The organism is Streptomyces sp. NPDC059994, from assembly GCF_042737755.1.
GTDB lineage: Bacteria > Actinomycetota > Actinomycetes > Streptomycetales > Streptomycetaceae > Streptomyces.
In genome coordinates, this window is the sequence record NZ_JBHWUR010000147.1 from 1 (window position 1) to 16,408 (window position 16,408).

The 16,408-nt window shown below is 69.2% G+C and carries 16 protein-coding genes and 1 tRNA gene; 13 read left to right on the plus strand and 4 right to left on the minus strand.

The window, feature by feature from the left end; translation table 11 throughout:
• Positions 1-419: 419 nt before the first annotated feature.
• Both ACFWA7_RS36985 and ACFWA7_RS36990 read right to left on the minus strand, forming a co-directional pair.
• Complete coding sequence (locus ACFWA7_RS36985; RefSeq protein ID WP_385827486.1) at positions 420-2,135, minus strand: glycosyl hydrolase family 18 protein; 1,716 nt, start codon at positions 2,133-2,135, stop codon at positions 420-422.
• Between the two features lie 281 nt (positions 2,136-2,416).
• Positions 2,417-3,484 carry an LLM class flavin-dependent oxidoreductase gene (locus ACFWA7_RS36990; RefSeq protein WP_385827488.1) on the minus strand — a complete coding sequence of 356 codons (1,068 nt, stop codon included), beginning with the start codon at positions 3,482-3,484 and terminating at the stop codon, positions 2,417-2,419.
• Between the two features lie 132 nt (positions 3,485-3,616).
• On the opposite strand from ACFWA7_RS36990, the gene ACFWA7_RS36995 reads away from it, so the two are divergent.
• The 8 genes from ACFWA7_RS36995 to ACFWA7_RS37030 all read left to right on the plus strand — a co-directional run bounded on the left by ACFWA7_RS36995 (position 3,617) and on the right by ACFWA7_RS37030 (position 9,799).
• Positions 3,617-5,002: an amidase gene (locus tag ACFWA7_RS36995; protein WP_385827490.1), complete on the plus strand. Its 1,386-nt coding sequence runs from the start codon at positions 3,617-3,619 to the stop codon at positions 5,000-5,002.
• Positions 5,003-5,044: 42 nt separating this feature from the next.
• The gene (gene ehuB / locus ACFWA7_RS37000; protein ID WP_385827492.1) at positions 5,045-5,899 is read left to right on the plus strand and encodes an ectoine/hydroxyectoine ABC transporter substrate-binding protein EhuB; all 855 of its coding nucleotides are present in this window, start codon (positions 5,045-5,047) and stop codon (positions 5,897-5,899) included.
• Positions 5,896-6,555 carry an ectoine/hydroxyectoine ABC transporter permease subunit EhuC gene (gene ehuC / locus ACFWA7_RS37005; protein ID WP_385827494.1) on the plus strand — a complete coding sequence of 220 codons (660 nt, stop codon included), beginning with the start codon at positions 5,896-5,898 and terminating at the stop codon, positions 6,553-6,555. The genes ehuB and ehuC overlap by 4 nt, the downstream gene beginning before the upstream one ends.
• A 38-nt stretch (positions 6,556-6,593) precedes the next feature.
• Positions 6,594-7,211, plus strand: coding sequence for an ectoine/hydroxyectoine ABC transporter permease subunit EhuD (gene ehuD / locus ACFWA7_RS37010; RefSeq protein WP_385548637.1), 618 nt, complete (start codon positions 6,594-6,596; stop codon positions 7,209-7,211).
• Positions 7,201-7,998, plus strand: coding sequence for an amino acid ABC transporter ATP-binding protein (locus ACFWA7_RS37015; RefSeq protein WP_385827496.1), 798 nt, complete (start codon positions 7,201-7,203; stop codon positions 7,996-7,998). Before ehuD ends, ACFWA7_RS37015 begins: the two co-directional genes overlap by 11 nt.
• A gap of 177 nt (positions 7,999-8,175) precedes the next feature.
• Positions 8,176-8,934: an IclR family transcriptional regulator gene (locus tag ACFWA7_RS37020; protein ID WP_385548610.1), complete on the plus strand. Its 759-nt coding sequence runs from the start codon at positions 8,176-8,178 to the stop codon at positions 8,932-8,934.
• A 72-nt stretch (positions 8,935-9,006) separates the two neighbouring features.
• A tRNA-Lys gene (locus ACFWA7_RS37025) sits at positions 9,007-9,080 on the plus strand.
• A 509-nt stretch (positions 9,081-9,589) separates the two neighbouring features.
• Complete coding sequence (locus tag ACFWA7_RS37030) at positions 9,590-9,799, plus strand: hypothetical protein (RefSeq protein ID WP_385548613.1); 210 nt, start codon at positions 9,590-9,592, stop codon at positions 9,797-9,799.
• A 35-nt stretch (positions 9,800-9,834) separates the two neighbouring features.
• On the opposite strand, the gene ACFWA7_RS37035 is transcribed toward ACFWA7_RS37030, so the two are convergent.
• Positions 9,835-10,290: a hypothetical protein gene (locus ACFWA7_RS37035; protein WP_385548616.1), complete on the minus strand. Its 456-nt coding sequence runs from the start codon at positions 10,288-10,290 to the stop codon at positions 9,835-9,837.
• Between the two features lie 22 nt (positions 10,291-10,312).
• Complete coding sequence (locus ACFWA7_RS37040) at positions 10,313-11,170, minus strand: hypothetical protein (RefSeq protein ID WP_385548619.1); 858 nt, start codon at positions 11,168-11,170, stop codon at positions 10,313-10,315.
• Positions 11,171-11,953: 783 nt separating this feature from the next.
• On the opposite strand from ACFWA7_RS37040, the gene ACFWA7_RS37045 reads away from it, so the two are divergent.
• From ACFWA7_RS37045 to ACFWA7_RS37065, 5 genes are all read left to right on the plus strand, one after another.
• Positions 11,954-13,045 (plus strand): hypothetical protein, encoded by a 1,092-nt coding sequence (locus ACFWA7_RS37045; RefSeq protein WP_385827498.1) that lies wholly within the window; start codon positions 11,954-11,956, stop codon positions 13,043-13,045.
• Positions 13,046-13,112: 67 nt separating this feature from the next.
• On the plus strand, positions 13,113-13,535 hold the full coding sequence (locus tag ACFWA7_RS37050) for a Scr1 family TA system antitoxin-like transcriptional regulator (protein WP_385827500.1): 423 nt from the start codon (positions 13,113-13,115) through the stop codon (positions 13,533-13,535).
• Between the two features lie 10 nt (positions 13,536-13,545).
• Positions 13,546-14,097: a hypothetical protein gene (locus tag ACFWA7_RS37055; protein ID WP_385827502.1), complete on the plus strand. Its 552-nt coding sequence runs from the start codon at positions 13,546-13,548 to the stop codon at positions 14,095-14,097.
• Complete coding sequence (locus ACFWA7_RS37060) at positions 14,094-14,576, plus strand: group II truncated hemoglobin (protein ID WP_385548631.1); 483 nt, start codon at positions 14,094-14,096, stop codon at positions 14,574-14,576. Before ACFWA7_RS37055 ends, ACFWA7_RS37060 begins: the two co-directional genes overlap by 4 nt.
• A 230-nt stretch (positions 14,577-14,806) precedes the next feature.
• Complete coding sequence (locus tag ACFWA7_RS37065) at positions 14,807-16,318, plus strand: MFS transporter (protein WP_385548634.1); 1,512 nt, start codon at positions 14,807-14,809, stop codon at positions 16,316-16,318.
• The last annotated feature ends 90 nt before the right edge of the window (positions 16,319-16,408 follow it).

Sequence of the window (16,408 nt, forward strand, 5' to 3'; positions counted from 1 at the left end):
GGGCGGGGAGCTCCGCTCCCTGCCCCCCGCTCCTCAAACGCCGGAGGGGGCTGAATGTGCCCGGATCCCGTTATGCCTCAAGGGGCGCGGGGAACTGCGCGACCAGCCCAAGCCGACCCGCAGACGAACGGGACCGGGGGCGAAGCCCAGGTAACCCACCCACCCCCGTGCCGGTATCCGGGGCGCAGCCCCGAAGCGGGGCGCAAGGGCCGCAAGCGCCGCAAGCGGGTGCAGGGGCGCTGCCCCGCCCGGGGGCCGGGGGCGAAGCCTCCGGGAAACGCAGCCTCCACCCCCACCCACCCCCGGAGGCCACGCGGCGGAGCCGCACATGTCACAGCGGGAACGGGCGGGGTGGGGGAAAGGAAACCGCCCCACCCCCGGCACGGGGTGGGGCGGCCTCCCCCCGAAGGGGGCTCAATTCAGCACGCGCCCAGGTCCTGCCACACACCCCACTCCCCCGTGGTGCCCGGCTCCTCGCCCTGCGTCCACCACTTGGCCTTCCAGTTGTGGCCCTTGTGGGAGACCTGCGTACCGCCCGTGTACGTGCTCCCCTTGTCCCAGGCCGCAGCCGTGCACCCGGAAGTGGGCGGAGTGGTCGGCGGGGTGGTCGGCGGCGTCGTGGGCGGAGTGGTCGGCGGGGTGGTCGGCGGCGTCGTCGGGTCCGGCGTCGAGGACGGGGACGAGCCGACCGCCGTGGCGATCTGGTTCAGGAGCGTCGTCTTGTCGTCGAGACCAAGGAGCGAGTACATCATCGCGCCCGCGAGGCCCCGGCTGTGCGCGTAATCCGCCCGCACCTGGATCGACTTCTGGTTCAGGCCGGTGAAGAACTCGCCGTCCTTGTAGAAGTAGGACGCCTTCGCCTGGTCGTCCCAGAACGTCGTCGCCGCGTTGTCGACGATCCCGCCGAGCTCCTTGTAGTGGGCGATGCCCGGCTGCTGGCTCAGCGGCCGCGCGCCGGACGGGCCGGTCGCGGTCTGGGCGAGACCGTTCGCCGAGCCCGCCGGGACGCCCTTCCAGCCGCGGTAGTAGAACTCGTACCCGAGCGTCAGCTTGGACGCCGGGAACCCGCCCGCGATCCCGTACGCCGCGTTCCCGTCCAGCCAGGAGTCGACCGCGCCCGTAATCGAGTACTTCTGATTGCCCGGCTTGATGACGTCCGTGGGGTCGTTCGCGCCGGAGTACAGCGGCGACTGGTGGTACGTCGGCCCGTCGCCGTCCCAGGCGCCGTGCATGTCGTACGTCATGATGTTGGCGTAGTCGAGGTACTGCCCGACCTTGTCGGTCTCAATGTTTTTGATCTTGTCCTGGCCGGCCGGCATCGCCGCCGTCAGCAGGTACTTCTTGCCGCCGTGCGCCGCCCCGTACGCGTCGAGCTGCTTGCGGAACTCGGCGAGCAGCAGCGTGTAGTTCTGCTTGTCCTCGGCGGCGTAGTGGTTGCCGAGGTGGCCGTCGGGCGAGCCGGGGTACTCCCAGTCGATGTCGATGCCGTCGAAGATCCCGGCGGCGGAGCCGGCGCCGCCGTAGCCGCCGTCGACCGGCAGGTCGCCCTGGATGTACTGCTTGACGCAGGACGCCACGAACTTCTTGCGGCTCGCGTCGGTCCTGGCCGCGTCCGAGAAGTACTTGGAGTAGCTCCAGCCGCCGATCGAGATGTTGATCTTCAACTTGGGGTACTTGGCCTTGAGTTCCTTGAACTGGTTGAAGACACCGACGATGGGCTGGTCCCACTTGTCGGCGGTGCCGTCCACGCTGTCGGCGGCGCTGAAGGACTTCTGGTAGTCGGCGTACGAGTCCCCCGCGCCGTCACCGGCACTGGCGTTGCTGTCGTCGCCCGCCGCCTTGTTGGCCTCGAAACAGGTGAGGTCGGTGGGGTGGATGTTGCCGAACGAGTAGTTGATGACGTCCAGTTTGCCCGCGATGCCCCGGGTGTCGAGGTGCTTGGGGTAGAAGGCGTTCCCGTACACGCTCCACTGGTCGTAGTACGCGATCTTCACGCCTCCCGTGGAGGCGGCGACGGTCCGGGCGTCCGCGGCGGAGGCGGTGCCGGCCGGGCCGAGGCCCGCGAAGGCGGCCAGCGCGCCGGCGGCGAGCGTCGCGGTCGTGAGGGCTGCGGCTAGAGGTCTGCGGACGGGCACGGTCGGCCTCCGGGGGCTGAGCGGAACGGCGGTTGGAGCAGTGATAGCCATCACGCCGGGGGCGCGTCAATGGTCTGAACCAAATTGAGGACTAGACCAATTTGAGCGCGAAACTGCTTGTCAGGGAGGTGGACCGGACGCACGAACCGCCCGCCACCATCGGTGACGAGCGGCTTAAGGGTGCCTTATGAATCTTGGGCGGGCCGGTGGACGGGTGGACCACCACTCCCGCGAAATCCAGGATTTACCGGCCGGTGATCACCGCGCGGGCGCCCGGGTGGTCACGCCGTGGGCGCCCCGTAGACGTCCGCGATCAGCTCGTAGGAGCGCAGCCGGGCCTCGGGCCCGTGCGCGTTCGCGGTCAGCATCAGCTCGTCCACGCCGGTCCGCTTCTGCAGCGCGTCGAGCCCGTCGCGTACCTCTTCGGCGGTCCCGGAGACCACATTGGCGAGCCAGCTGTCGACGAACTCCCGCTCCAGCGGGCTGAAGGAGTACGCCGCCGCCTCCTCCGGGGTCGGCACGAGACCCGGGCGGCCGGTGCGCAGCCGCACCATCGACAGGGCGTTGGTGAGCGTCTGGCGGCGCGCCTCCTTCTCATCGTCGGCGGCCAGCGCCGAGACGCCGATCAGCGCGTACGGCGCGTCCAGCACCGCCGAGGGCCGGAACGACTCGCGGTAGAGGTCGAGCGCGGGCACGGTGTTCGCGGCCGAGAAGTGGTGCGCGAACGCGAACGGCAGACCCAGGACCCCGGCGAGCCGGGCGCTGAAGCCCGAGGAGCCGAGCAGCCAGGTCGGCGGCCGCGCGGCCGGGCCCTGCACGGGGCCGGGGACGGCGTGGATCTTCGCGTACGGGTGCCCGTCGGGGAAGTCGTCGTCCAGGAACCGCGTCAACTCGGCCAACTGCTGCGGAAATTCGTCCGCGCCCTCGTTGAGGTGGTCCGTACGGCGCAGGGCCGCCGCCGTCGCACCGTCGGTGCCGGGCGCGCGCCCCAGGCCCAGGTCGATCCGCCCGGGGGCCAGCGCCTCCAGGGTGCCGAACTGCTCCGCGATCACCAGCGGCGCGTGGTTGGGCAGCATGACGCCACCCGAGCCGAGCCGGATGCGCTCGGTGTGGGCGGCGAGGTGGGCGAGGATGACGGCGGGGGACGACGAGGCGACGCCGGGCATGGAGTGGTGTTCGGCGACCCAGTGGCGGGTGAAGCCGCGCCGCTCGGCGAGCCGGGAGATCTCCACGCTGGTGCGCAGGGCCCTGTTCGCGGTGTAGCCGCTGCCGACCGTCACCAGGTCCAGCACGGACAGGGGCACGGGCGCGCTGCCGAACGCCGTCCCTCGAATGTCGTCCACGTCCACCGGTCTGCGCCTCCAGTTCGTGCCGTACGGATACGACAGAGCACAACAGGAGGCAGTCTCCGTTTCATTCCCGGCGCGCCCGCCGACCGCCCCGGACGCTGTCGATCAGCAAACGCGGGTACGAACCCGGTCATGACCGATCCGACGACAGGCCTCACCTCACTCGCCGATCTGACTGCCCGTCAACTCCTGGCCGGATACGGCAAAGGCGACTTCTCCCCGGTCGAGGCGGTCCGGGCCGTCCTCGACCGGATCGCCGCCGTGCAGCCCCGCATCAACGCGTTCGTCCGGGTCGACGCCGAGGCGGCGCTCGCCCGGGCCGAGGCATCCACCGCCCGGTGGCGGGCCGGGCAGCCGCTGGGGCTGCTCGACGGGGTGCCGGTGTCCGTCAAGGACGCGCTCCCGGTGGCCGGCGGCCCGACCCTGCGCGGCTCCACGGCCCCGGCCGGCCCGGGTCCCTGGGCCGTGGACGCGCCCGCCGTGGCGCGGCTGCGCGACCACGGGGCGGTGTTCGTGGGGAAGACCACGATGCCCGAGTTCGGGTGGAAGGCGGTCACCGACTCGGCGCTCTCGGGGATCACCCGCAATCCGCACGACCCCGCGCGCACGGCGGGCGGCTCCAGCGGCGGCAGCGCGGCGGCGGTGGCGGCCGGGGCGGCCCCGCTCTCGCTCGGCACCGACGGCGGCGGCTCGGTGCGCATCCCCGCCTCGTTCTGCGGGGTGGTCGGGCTGAAGCCCACGTACGGGCGGGTGCCGCTGTTCCCGCCCAGCCCCTTCGGTTCGCTCGCGCACCTCGGGCCGCTGGCGCGGGACGCGGCCGACACGGCGCTGCTGCTCGACGTGATCAGCGGGGCCGACTGGCGCGACTGGTCGGCGAACGCGCGCGCCGAGCCGGTCTCGCCGGGCCTGGCCGAGGGCGTGAAGGGCCTGCGGATCGCCTACTCACCGTCCTTCGGCGGCCAGGTGGCCGTGCGCCCCGAGGTCGCGGCGGCGGTACGGGCGGCGGTGACCCGGCTCGCCGGGCTCGGCGCGTACGTCGAGGAGGCGGACCCGGACTTCGCGGACCCGGTGGCCGCCTTCCACACCCTGTGGTTCACGGGCGCGGCGCGGGCGGTGAGCCGTCTCCCCTCGGAGCGGCGGGCGGCCCTGGAGCCCGGGCTGCGGGAGATCTCGGAGCAGGGCGCGCGGTACGGGGCTCTCGACTATCTGGCCGCGCTCGACGTCCGGGCCGCCCTCGGCTACCGCATGGCCCGCTTCCACAGCACCTACGACCTGCTGGTCACGCCGACGCTGCCGATCACCGCGTTCGAGGTGGGCGCGGAGGTCCCCGCGGGGTCGGGCCTGCGCCGCTGGACGGGCTGGACCCCGTTCACGTACCCGTTCAACATGACCTGCCAGCCCGCGCTCACGGTCCCGGTGGGCACGGACGCGGCGGGCCTGCCCATCGGCCTCCAGCTGGTCGCCGCCCGCCACCGCGACGACCTGGTGCTGAGGGCGGCGTTCGCGCTGGAGAACTGACCGGGACGCATGGCGGCGTCGAACGCGGGTAGCGGCGCCGCCATGGTTCGAGCAACTGCACGACGAACGTTTCTCGCCGGAGGCGTCGGCGCGGCCCTCGCCGCCGCCGGCTGCTCCCGGGTGCCCGACGGCGACGCGCTCGGGCGGCTCAGATCGCAGGGCACGGTACGGCTCGGGATCGCCGGAGAGGTCCCGTACGGCTATGTCGACGAGGACGGCCGGTTCACCGGCGAAGCGCCGGAACTCGCCAAAGTGATCTTCAAGCGCCTTGGCATCGACCGCGTCCAGCCCGTCGCCACCGACTTCTCCTCCCTCATCCCCGGCCTCAACTCCCAGCAGTTCGACATCGTCTCGGCCGGGATGTACATCAACAAGGAGCGCTGCGCGCAGGTCCTCTTCGCCGACCCCGAGTACCAGATGCTCGACGCGTTCATCGTGCGCAAGGGCAACCCCAAGGGGCTGCACTCGTACGAGGACGTCGTGCGCACCGGCGCCCGCTTCGCCACCGGGACGGGCTACGCGGAGATCGAGTACGCCGTGGCCGCCGGGATCCCGGAGAAGGACATCGTCATCCTCCAGGACCAGGTCGCCGGGCTGAACGCGGTGGAGGCCGGCCGCGTCGACGTGTTCGCCGGGACCGCGCTCACCACCCGCGCCGTGGTGCGCAAGAGCAGCCGTGCCGAGGCCACCGCGCCCTTCGCCGCCGTCGTCGACGGCAAGAAGAAGGTCGACGGCGGCGGCTTCGCCTTCCGGCCCACCGACACGACCCTGCGCGACGCGTTCAACGCCGAGCTCCGCAAGATGCGCTCCAGCGGCGAACTCTTCCGGGTCCTGCGGCCGTTCGGCTTCACCCGGGCCGAGATGACCACCCTCACCGCCAAGGAGCTGTGCCGATGACGGCCGGACTGTGGCAGCACTGGGTGCTGCCGGGAATCTGGATCACCGTCCAGCTGACCGTGTACAGCGCGGCGCTGGCCGCCGCCGTCGCCTTCGGGATCGGCATGGCCCGTACGCACAGCTCCCGCTTCGTACGGTTCCTCGCCGGTCTCTACACCGAGGTCTTCCGGGGCACCTCCGCCCTGGTCCTGATGTTCTGGCTGTTCTTCGTGCTGCCGCCGCTGGTCGGCTGGCAGCTGGTGCCGATGTGGGCGGCCGTCCTGGCGCTCGGCCTCTCCTACGGCGCGTACGGCGCGGAGATCGTCCGGGGCGCGCTGAACGCCGTCCCGCCCGCCCAGCGCGAGGCGGGCATCGCGCTCAGCCTCACGCCGTGGCAGCGGATGCGGCTCGTACTGCTGCCGCAGGCGGTGCCGGAGATGATCCCGCCGTTCTGCAACCTGCTGGTCGAGCTGCTCAAGGGAACCGCCCTGGTCTCGCTGCTCGGGGTCGGCGACGTGTCGTTCGCCGCGTACCTGGTCCGGCTCGCCACCCAGGACAGCGCCCAGATCTACAGCGTGACCCTCGTCGTCTACTTCGTCCTCGCCTTCGGGATCACCCGGGGCATGAAGGCGCTGGAGCGCCGCACCAAGGCCAATCTGGGGGTGACGGTCAAGTGACGCACTCGGCCTGGGACTGGTCCGCCGTCTGGGACTTCATGCCGCGCTTCTGGGACGGGGTGCTCGTCACCCTCCAGGTCCTGGCGCTCGGCTCGCTCATCTCGTTCTCGCTGGGTCTGGTGTGGGCGCTCGGTCTGCGCGCGCCGTCCCGGCTCGTGCGCTGGCCGGTGACCGCCGTCACCGAGTTCATCCGCACCACCCCGCTGCTCGTGCAGCTGTTCTTCCTGTTCTTCGTGCTGCCCGAGTGGGGCGTGAAGTTCTCCGCCCTGACCACCGGCGTCCTCGCCATCGGGCTGCACTACTCGACGTACACCGCGCAGGTCTACCGGGCCGGCATCGACGCCGTGCCCAAGGGGCAGTGGGAGGCGGCCACCGCGCTCAGCCTGCCGGTGCACCGGACCTGGCTGGCGGTGATCCTGCCGCAGGCGGTCCGCCGGATCGTGCCCGCGCTCGGCAACTACGTCATCTCGATGCTCAAGGACACCCCGCTGCTGGCCGGGATCAGCGTCCTGGAACTCCTCCAGCAGTCGCGCCTTCAGGGCGCGTCGACCTTCCAGTACACCGAGCCGCTGACCGTGGTCGGCATCGCCTTCATCCTCATCGCCTATCCGGCTTCCCTTCTCGTACGAGCCCTGGAGCGCCGCCTTGCCCGCTGACCTCTCCCCCGCGCCCACGCCCTCCTCCTCCCCCTCCCCCTCCGACTCCGACAACCCCCTCATCACCTTCGACAACGTCACCAAGCGCTTCGGCTCCACCACCGTCCTGGACGACCTGTGCTTCTCGGTGCGGCCGGGCCGGCACGTCACGCTGATCGGTCCCTCCGGCTCCGGCAAGACCACGATCCTGCGGCTGCTCATGACGCTGGAGACGCCCGACTCCGGGACGATCCAGGTCAATGGGGACCGGCTGTTTCCGGCCGCCGAGAGAGAGCGCCGGGAGGCCCGGAAGAAGATCGGGATGGTCTTCCAGCAGTTCAACCTCTTCCCCAACATGACCGTGCTGCGGAACATCACCGAGGCGCCGGTCCGGGTGCTCGGCCTCTCGCCCGACGAGGCCGAGGCGCGGGCGAAGGAGCTGCTCGACCTGGTGGGGCTCGCCGACCGCGCCGGCGCCAGGCCCACACAGCTCTCCGGTGGCCAGCAGCAGCGGGTGGCGATCGCGCGGGCCCTCGCCATGCGGCCCCAGGTGCTGCTTCTCGACGAGGTGACGTCCGCGCTCGACCCGGAGCTGGTGGCCGGGGTCCTCGACGTACTGCGGGACATCGCGACGACCACGGACATCACCATGCTGTGCGTCACGCACGAGATGAACTTCGCGCGCGACATCTCCGACGAGGTCATGATGTTCGATTCCGGGAAGGTCATCGAGTCGGGTCCGCCGGAGAAAATCTTCGCGGGGGCCGAGCACGAACGCACGCGCGAGTTCCTGGGCGCGGTGCTCTGACCTCACGTTCCGGCCAGAGATCTTGCCTCTGGCATATGCCGTACGGATGCGCCCCAGCATATGGGCCGGGGCGCATCATCAATCTCGTCAACACCCCCACCGGAAAGGGGTCTTGGCGGCTATCGTGGAACGGTGAAGCTGTCCACCTTCGCAGCCTCGACCTGCTAGGGGGAAACCGTGGCGCTGAAGCCCGAGCCGACCGCGCCGTTCCACTCGGTGCAGTACGCCTTCCGCGTCCTGGAGACGATCTCCAAGCACGCAGGCGGAGTGACGGACGTCCAGATCGCACGAGAGACCGGTCTGCCGACCGCACACCTCGCCTCCCTTCTCCTCATGCTCCGCTGCGAGGGCTATGTGGAGCAGGTCGCCGACGGGGCGTACGTCATCGGCGACTCCACCGTCCTGCTGGGCTCCGGCGTGGTGCGCCAGCAGGCCCTGGAGGCCCAGCTCCAGAGCACGCTCACCGAACTGCGCGACTCGGTCGGCGCGGCGGTCTACATCAGCCGGTACATCGACGGCGAAGTGAAGATCACGCAGTACGCGGACGGCCCGCGCGCCCCGAAGGTGAACGAGTGGGTGGACTTCCGCTCGGCGGCCCACGCCAGCGCCGTCGGCAAGTGCCTGCTCACCCAGCTCGACCAGAACGGGCGGCGCGACCACCTCTCCCGCCACAAGATCGCCCGGCTCACCTCGCGGACCATCACCAACGAGCGAGTGCTCTTCAGCAAGCTGGACAGCCAGCCCGCGACGGTCCCGGTCCTCGACCTCCAGGAGTACGCGGTGGGCACGGTCTGCGCGGCCGTCCCGCTCACGGCGGGCGCGGCGGTCGGCTGCCTGGCGCTCTCCCTGCCGATCGAGCACGCCCACCGGCTGCGCTCGGCGGCGGACACGCTGAACCGGCGGGCGGCGCCGGTGGTGCTGTCGCTGGCGATCTAGGCGTGTCGTTTCCGTAATCCGTCGGGGGCAGGAGCACCCCGCCGGACCAGGTAGTATTTTCTCTGTCAGCAGGCGCCGCTAGCTCAGTTGGTTAGAGCAGCTGACTCTTAATCAGCGGGTCCGGGGTTCGAGTCCCTGGCGGCGCACAGTCTGTGACCTGGGCGTTCTCCCTTCGGGGAGGACGCCCTTGGTCGTTTTCGGGGTCGGATGCTCGCGAGGGGCTAACGCCGCCGTCGTCGTCCGACAGCATGGTGGGTGGCCGGAGGACCAGCGCGGCGGCGGCCTCAGCGGCCTGGCGGGCTGCGAGACCTCAAAGGCGAGCGCCAGCAGGAGGACTTCCTCCAACGCTATGCGTCGGGCCCCGACTTCCGCCTGGGCAACAGTGCCGCGGATCCAGGTCGCGAGGCCGTGCTGCTGAAGCAGTGCGGCGGCCTCTTCCTGCTTCAGGCCACGAGCCTTCCTGATCTCTCTCAGGCCAGCTCCGAGTACCTGCCGCAGCGTTCGTGGCGTGGGTTCCATGAGGTCGCCTCGGGGAGGAAGGCGCCTCAACGGTACGTCGTGGTCTGCTCAGAAATGAGAGCGGTTGACTTGTACAAACTAGGGTGGATCATCTGCTCACATACCAGAGCACACCACCGCAGGTGAAGTGAGCCGCATGGTCGGCATGAACCGGGCCGAGCTGCTGGCGCTACCGGTCGCCATCGACCTCGTCACCGCCGCCCGCGCCCTGGGCATCGGGCGCACGCGCGCCTTTGAGCTGGTTCGTCGCGGCGAGTTCCCGGTGCCAGCCGTCCGGGTCGGTTCGACCTGGCGGGTTCCCCCCACGCCGTTGCTCCGCCTGCCCGACCTGCCTGGCTACCGATAGCAGCCACCGCCGGGGTCCTCTTGGCGGTGATGGTGTCATTGAGTGGCCCGAGTGGACCTGCCACTCGTTCGGGATGCGCTTCGCGCATTAGCGACTTTCCCTGTGACGAAGACGGCGACTATTGAAACTGCGCCAGTTGTCACGACGGCTGCGGCTTCCGGGCCCTGATTGCGATCACTCATGTGCCACGACAGCAGCACCAGGCCAGCCAAGGCCGCCAGGCCGGACAGGCTTCCGATGATCTGCACCACGATCGGCCCCCAGGCCAGCCGGCGGGCATTGACCTGGTCCTTGGTCTTCTGCGCCAGGAGTTCCCGGTAGACGTCAGGGCATTCCTTTGACAGCCAGGCCAGGCCCCGCCATTCCGCTGGAACCTTGGCCCCATTTAAGTCCGTGGTGGTATCAAGCGAAGTCGGTTGAGCCGTCGCCTTCTTGGCCGCTCGGGGCTTGGGTGGCCGCGCCGACGACTCTTCAGCTGCTTGATCAACCATTCCCGCCCCCATGTTGCGCTAGCTACGACTCGCCGGAGTCGTCTTGGAATCCGTGAGCACATGCCAGTTCGTGCGCCTCGCTCAGAAACGAATCAACAAAACTGGGAACCGCCGGTGTGGGGGGAGGAGGTGTTTCGGCCAACGGATCGAAGACGCTACCAAGTCCATCCGTGAAGTTGAACATCATGGAGTGGAATAAATGACTATCTCCACTGGCCATCGCTATTGCCGCGCAGGGTGCCCTGAGCGCGGGTCGCGACTGCGTGGTCGAGTCATGCCCACCTCGCGGCTCTCCGGTTCGCTTATCGGGCTTTCGGCTGGCTTGTCGGGACAACGCAACGCGTTGACCGGGGACAATCGACGGCCGCTCCTCCTGCACCATGGAGACCACCTGGGTTCCCTGGGTGGCAAAGGGGTTGATGGCGAGCGGATGAGCCGACGCGATAGTTAAACCAGCAGCAACAAGTAGGGCGCGTTTGCCGCGGAATGACTGTTTGACCGATTCCGAGAAGGCCGGGGGCGTAACGTCGGCGGGGCTACTCGTTTCACTGGACGCCTCCCGCGCGTGATTACCACCCAACAACTTGGGGTCGTGATCCAGTTCCGGCACGCTGCGAGCCAGCTGAGTAAAAATGACGGGTACACCCATGCCGGTAAGCATCAGCACAAATGGAGAGAATGAAGCTGTCGATGCCACGAGAATCCCAATGCCAGTCCCCAAAGCGCATCGGACCAGAATTGACACCAGAAATGCGGATAGCAGTAAACCCTGCCGCTCCGACGGAAGCCGATTAGTTCTCCGCACTACCGAAATAAACTGGACGGCCTCCAGCATCAGTGGTCCCATGCCAGCCCAAAGGGCCGCTTCCCAAATCGGCATGTCACCCCTCCATGCCTGTGGCGGTGAGCTATCTCCAGCGTGACAGATCATCAGCCGACTGGGGAGGCAAACCACCGCATCTACGCCGTAACACTTCTGGTCTCGATCTTGCGGACGGTCAACCGCATGCCGAGCCTGGCGCGGTACCGCCTGACAGTTACATGCCCGACGGCAGCCCGATCAAGTCGGCGAAGCGTAGTCACGCTCAAGCAAAGGTCGCGGGCGGTGAGCTCCGGAGCCAACTGCGAGGCCAAGTCGTGATGTTGTCCCCCAGCCGTCACATCTGAGGCTGCCGAGGATGCGTCGGTGGCCAGCGGATACCAGGGGCCGCGTCGACAGGTAGGCGTGCGAGCCAGCGCACGCGCCCCCAAAGCGCTTCGAAGCCAGCGAGCGCCCATCTAGCTCGTCAGCGAGAGAGCTCGCAAACCCTCCGGCATGTCATGGCCAAAGGTGCCATGATCGAACGCATCCACCTACAGGTCACCCGGTTGGAAATTCCACCAAACCGATCAAAGAAATGTCTCGGTTGACCTTATATCGACCACAGATGAAACGATTCTGCTTTGGCCAGAGATTTAGGCATTCTAAGAACCGCCGCGCCGGTTCGATATATCGACTTGGTGACGAGCTGCCCGCGCACGCCAAGCAGACCGCAATGCACTAGCCTTCGATTGGACTCAAGGCGGCTCACGTCCTGCGCCTCCGCGAGTGGTGTTCCACCGAGTGCGCGCCTGGAGACTTCTCCCACGGGGGAGCGCCACTCAAACTCGTTATACGGGCGGTATGAGCGAAGGGTTCAACGGGTCAATGGCGCGTAAGATTTCGCGCGAGCTCTCCGGGCGCACGATCCGCAAGGATCAGTGGGAACACCTCATCGAGGCGGTGGAACATGAGTTCCCCTCTTCTTCAGAGCGCAAGTTCTCCATAGCCAGCGAGGACGTCGTCCACACCGAGGCGTCCATTGAGATTGTCATGAGATCAGCAGGTCGACCAACCGTCGTGGATAACTTGATCGTTTCCGACAAGGTCGGGGATAAGAGCTTTGTTTTTGAGGCCAAACCAGGTCGTATCACGCTCACCGCTGAGGGGGGCGAGCAGCACTTCCCGGTTGGGTTCTGCGAGGACGTCCAGTCGATCCTCCGGACGCGCACCAGTCGGCTGCGTCGACTCCTGCCAGCCCGCATGCGCCGCGTCATCGACCGGTCTCTGCCGGTGGAAGCGGTCCTGGCCGTCATCGCCATCCTCGCCACATCGCTCGCAGCCGGGCTGGGGGCGGCCATCAGCGCCGTCGGCATCTGCGCGTTCGTACTCCTGACGACCTGGATCATGAGGCGGCGCTTCACGACCTGCATCCTGCTGGCGGACAACACCCGGGAGCCCTGGAAGCGGGCGGAGAAACTGGCCCTCGGCGGCATGTCGGTCCCAATCGCCGTGGCCCTGATCGTCAACGTTCCCAACTGGGTCAAGGACGACGGTGCACCGGCGACGCCGAAGTCCAGCTCGACCAGCCATGCGTCGGGCTCCTCCCCATCGCGCGCCGCAACCTCCCCCTTGTCACGCAATACCGAGCGCTCACCGCTGACGAAGGTCACGGTCGAGCCGGCGGCCGGTCCGGTCGGCGAACCCTTCTCCCTGACCGGCAAGGGCTTCGAGCCGGACTCCGACGTCTGGGTGTCACTGATGGCGGGGCCGGGGACGACCTTGTCGTGGCACAAGGCTGAGCGTCATCTCGTTCGAGCGAACAGCAAGGGCGAGATCGGACCGGAGAAGATCACTGTGGGCCGGAGCGTCTGCTGCTCCGGTGGAACGATCCGAGTGGTGGTCGTACCAGAGGGCAAGACGGCCGCAGTCGAGACCACGTACAAGCTGAAGTGACGGTGCCGACGGACTCCCTGTCCACGTCGCCTCGGCATCTGGTCGAAGTGCTGGATCGCGGTGGGGGATGAGATCGCGGACGACGGTGCCGCTGCCTGGCATCAAGGCGGCCACACCTGCCAGAACGCGGCTGATCTTCACCTCGGGCCCGGAGGTGATGGCCGGGCAGCTCGGCTATCTGCTCAGCGCCGCCGCCCTGCCCTCGGTGAGCATTGGCATCATTCCCCAAGACGCCGACCGCTCGGGCGTATGGCCGGTCGAGGGCTTCTTCCTCCACGACGACCACATCGTCAACGTCGAGCTCGCTTCAGCTCACCTCACGATCACGCAGAAGCACGAACTCGCCCTATACGCAGCCGCGTTCAGTGACCAGTCCCTGGCGGCGCACAGACAGCAGAAGCCCTTCGCGAAAGCGAGGGGCTTCTTGCGTTGCCCCTACATGTTTCCGGCCCTCGGCGAACACGCTTGGAAGCCCGCCCTGCGCGAGTAATGCTGATTACATGATTACAGGCGAACAGCACGAGCAGCTTCGCGGCTGGTTCTCCGGCCGCATCCCGGACGGTCTCTACGAGCGTCTGGTCGAGGTGGTGGTCGACCGCGAGGAGATCACCGTCATCGGGCGCGTCCCCGAGCCGAAGCTCGCGGACGACGCCTCCCCCGCCGAGCGCGCCGCCGCCCTCGACGGCCGCATCCAGGAATTCCGCGAGCGCACCCGCGACGAGCGGATCGCCGTGGCCCGCGAGGCCGAGCACCGCTACGGGCGCAAGGTGTCGTGGGGCGCCGAGTGCGGCGGCCGGCGCGCGATGTTCACCCAGGTCTCGGCCCCGGTGATGACCCGCCTGAAGCAGCCCGAACGCCAGGTCCTGGACACCCTGGTGGCCGGCGGGGTCGCCCGCAGTCGCAGCGACGCCCTTGCCTGGTGCGTACGGCTCGTACAGAGTCACACCGACGACTGGCTCGGGGAGCTGCGCGACTCCCTTGAGCGGGTACGGGAAGTCCGCGCCCAGGGGCCCGACCGCGCGTCGGGGCCCGCCGAGGAGGAAAACGCATGAGCGACGCTCCGGGGATCCCCAGCGTCTACGAGTGGATGGGCGGCCAGGAGGCGCTGGACCGCCTGACCGAGGTCTTCTACGGGCATGTGCACAAGGACCCGGTGCTGGCCCCGGTGTTCGCGGCCGCCCCGGCCGAGCACGCCCACCATGTGGCGATCTGGCTGGCCGAGGTCTTCGGCGGGCCCGCCGGCTACACCGCGGCCCACGGCGGCCACGACCACATGGCCGGACGCCATCTCGGCCGCGGCATCACCGAGGAGCAGCGGCGGCGCTGGGTCGAGCTGCTGATGGACACGGCCGACGAGGTGGGGCTGCCGGACGACCCGGAGTTCCGGGCGGTGTTCGCGTACTACATCGAGTGGGGCACGCGGATGGCGCTCGTCTACTCGGGACCGAACCCGCCGCCGGTGGAGGGGACGGGCGCGAGGGTGCCGCAGTGGGGCTGGAACCAGACCCCGCCGTGGCAGCCGGGGGCTTGAGCGCCCGGCAGTGAAGTGACGCGCCTGCGGGCCGTCTCCGGCTGATCGCTCCCCCAAGTTCCCAGCTTCGCCCGAACAGGGGACCCCCATCGCGGCGGAGCCGCGGACTGTCACAACCCCGCGCCCCCACGGGCGCGTTACGGCCCCTCCGGGACCCCCCGGAGGGGCCGTACGCATGTCTTATACATTCGTTCTAGACAGCCGTATTAAACAGCCGTACAGTTCCTGTCATGACGCACTCACCGAGCACGAACCTCCGCGCCGGGCGCAAGGAGTGGACCGCCTTCGTCGTCCTCCTGCTGCCGCTCCTCCTGGTCTCGATGGACGTCTCCGTCCTCTACTTCGCGATCCCCTCCATCACCCGCGAGCTGGACCCGAGCGCCACCCAGCAGCTGTGGATCTTCGACATCTACGCCTTCGCACTCGCCGGGCTGCTGATCACGATGGGCTCGCTCGGTGACCGGATCGGGCGCCGCAAGCTGCTCCTGATCGGAGCGGCGGCGTTCGGCCTCGCCTCGGTGACGGCGGCGTACGCGACCAGCGCCGAGATGCTCATCGCGGCCCGCGCCCTGCTCGGCGTCGGCGGCGCGACCCTGATGCCCTCCACCATGGGCCTGGTCCGCAGCATGTTCCGCGACGACAAGCAGCGCGGCCAGGCGATCGGCATCTGGTCCGGCGCCATGGCGGGCGGCATCGCGCTCGGCTCGGTGATGAGCGGCGTGATGCTGGAGCACTTCTGGTGGGGCTCGGTCTTCCTGATCAACGTGCCCGCGATGCTGCTGCTGCTCGTCCTGGTCCCGCTCCTGGTCCCCGAGTTCAAGGACCCGGCGCCCGGGAAGTTCGACCTGCTGAGCGTGCCGCTGTCGATGGGCGCGGTGCTGCCGGTGGTGTACGGGCTCAAGGAGTTCGCCGCCGAGGGCTTCAGCGTGGCGCGGCTGGCTTTCGTCGCCGGCGGCCTCGCGGTCGGCTGGGTCTTCGTCCGCCGCCAGCGCGCCAAGAAGGACGCGATGATCAGCCGTGAGCTCTTCCGCGACCGGGTCTTCGGCGCCGGGATCTCGCTCAACGCGGTCGCCGCCTTCGCGACGATGGGCTCGGCGTACTTCACCACGCAGTACCTCCAGTCGGTGCTCGGCATGGGCACGATGGAGGCGGCCCTGTGGTCGATGGCCCCCTCGCTCGCGGTGGGCATCGCGGCGCCGACGTCCACCGCGATCGCCGCCAAGGTCGGCAAGGGCCCGGTCATCGCGTCCGGCTTCGTGATCGGCGCGGTGGGCTACGCCATCCTCGCCTGCACCGGCACCGACTCCCTCTGGCTCCTGCTGACCGGCGCCGCGGTGAACGCCAGCGGCATCGTCGCGGTGATGGCGCTGGTGTCGGACATGGCCCTGGCGTCGGCCCCGGCCGAGAAGGCCAGCTCGGCGGCCGCGCTCCTGGAGACCGGCCAGGAGTTCGGCGGCGCGCTCGGCATGGCGGTCCTGGGCTCGGTCGGCACCGCGGTCTACCGCTCCGACATGCCCGACTCGGCCCCGCCCGCCGCCCGCGAGACCCTGGGCGCGGCCGTCGCCACCGCCGACCACACCGTGCTGGTGGCGGCGCGGGAGGCCTTCGTGCACGGCATGCAGTACGCGGCGGTCGGCGGGACGGTACTGCTCCTGGTCACGGCGGGCGTCACGGTGGCCCTGCTGCGCAGGACCAGCGCGCAGGCCCCGGCCCCGGCGCCGGAGGGCGAGCTGGTGGCGTGACCACCCGCGTCACCACCCCACGTACGCCCCACGTACGCCCCACCTACGCTCCACCTACGCACACCAAGACCGCCGGGCGGGCTCGCAGTG

What these genes read in the sequence shown, in the direction of transcription:
- ACFWA7_RS36995 (WP_385827490.1), top strand. Translation starts at nt 3,617, where the DNA reads ATGACCGATCCGACGACAGGCCTCACCTCACTCGCCGATCTGACTGCC.
- ACFWA7_RS37065 (WP_385548634.1), top strand. Translation starts at nt 14,807, where the DNA reads ATGACGCACTCACCGAGCACGAACCTCCGCGCCGGGCGCAAGGAGTGG.
- ACFWA7_RS37055 (WP_385827502.1), top strand. Translation starts at nt 13,546, where the DNA reads ATGATTACAGGCGAACAGCACGAGCAGCTTCGCGGCTGGTTCTCCGGC.
- ACFWA7_RS37040 (WP_385548619.1), bottom strand. Translation starts at nt 11,170, where the DNA reads ATGCCGATTTGGGAAGCGGCCCTTTGGGCTGGCATGGGACCACTGATG.
- ehuD (WP_385548637.1), top strand. Translation starts at nt 6,594, where the DNA reads ATGCCGCGCTTCTGGGACGGGGTGCTCGTCACCCTCCAGGTCCTGGCG.
- ehuC (WP_385827494.1), top strand. Translation starts at nt 5,896, where the DNA reads ATGACGGCCGGACTGTGGCAGCACTGGGTGCTGCCGGGAATCTGGATC.
- ACFWA7_RS37050 (WP_385827500.1), top strand. Translation starts at nt 13,113, where the DNA reads ATGAGATCGCGGACGACGGTGCCGCTGCCTGGCATCAAGGCGGCCACA.
- ehuB (WP_385827492.1), top strand. Translation starts at nt 5,045, where the DNA reads ATGGTTCGAGCAACTGCACGACGAACGTTTCTCGCCGGAGGCGTCGGC.
- ACFWA7_RS37045 (WP_385827498.1), top strand. Translation starts at nt 11,954, where the DNA reads ATGAGCGAAGGGTTCAACGGGTCAATGGCGCGTAAGATTTCGCGCGAG.
- ACFWA7_RS37030 (WP_385548613.1), top strand. Translation starts at nt 9,590, where the DNA reads ATGGTCGGCATGAACCGGGCCGAGCTGCTGGCGCTACCGGTCGCCATC.
- ACFWA7_RS37060 (WP_385548631.1), top strand. Translation starts at nt 14,094, where the DNA reads ATGAGCGACGCTCCGGGGATCCCCAGCGTCTACGAGTGGATGGGCGGC.
- ACFWA7_RS37035 (WP_385548616.1), bottom strand. Translation starts at nt 10,290, where the DNA reads ATGGTTGATCAAGCAGCTGAAGAGTCGTCGGCGCGGCCACCCAAGCCC.